The organism is Vibrio sp. 704, from assembly GCF_033339295.1.
This window is the reverse complement of the sequence record NZ_JAWOUH010000940.1, coordinates 1-536: the sequence shown is the minus strand read 5'-3', so window position 1 is coordinate 536 and position 536 is coordinate 1. Positions and strand designations below refer to the sequence as shown.

Annotated in this window: 1 protein-coding gene; it reads right to left on the bottom strand. The window is 47.4% G+C overall.

What is annotated here, in order from left to right:
• Positions 1-535, bottom strand: a 535-nt coding sequence (locus tag R7R24_RS29995; RefSeq protein WP_318120628.1) for a lipocalin-like domain-containing protein, incomplete at its 3' end; no start/stop codon positions are given.
• Between the last annotated feature and the right edge of the window lies 1 nt (position 536).

The window sequence follows — 536 nt, the reverse complement described above, 5'->3', positions numbered from 1 at the left end:
TATCTCCATTTACCACAAACGGCCCGCTTGTCATGGTATTCAGTTCGAGTCCGAATGTGTCCGTTGTAACATTGAGGTTGCCTGGAAATGGTGTAGAGCCTAATGAGCGCCAAGTCCAGTTATCTATCCATAAACGGAATGGTCGGTTTGTCATGCCAGCTTGACCAATACCACCGCGCGCAACACGCTGTTCTTTCCACACATGCGAACCATGGCTCACGACAACATGTGAAATGTACAGTTGCGGGTTTTGCCAACCGCTGGTTTCTCGTTCATCGGTGGCGACGCGAAAATAGCTCCACTGCACGTTGTAAGTACGACCTTGCTTATCTTGCAGCTTCGCAAAGTAGTTCCACCATTCATGTTGATATTCAGGATGGAAGCGAAAGTCTGAAGGCAATGAGACATGCTCGTCCGGTAAAACCGGCTCAAAAATGGTTTTATTTTCTCGCGTCAGTACCGAATTAATTTCGTTTTCTTGGGTAGCAGTAGGCTCTAGCCAAAACGTTGAATACAACGTCGCTCCAGTCAACATG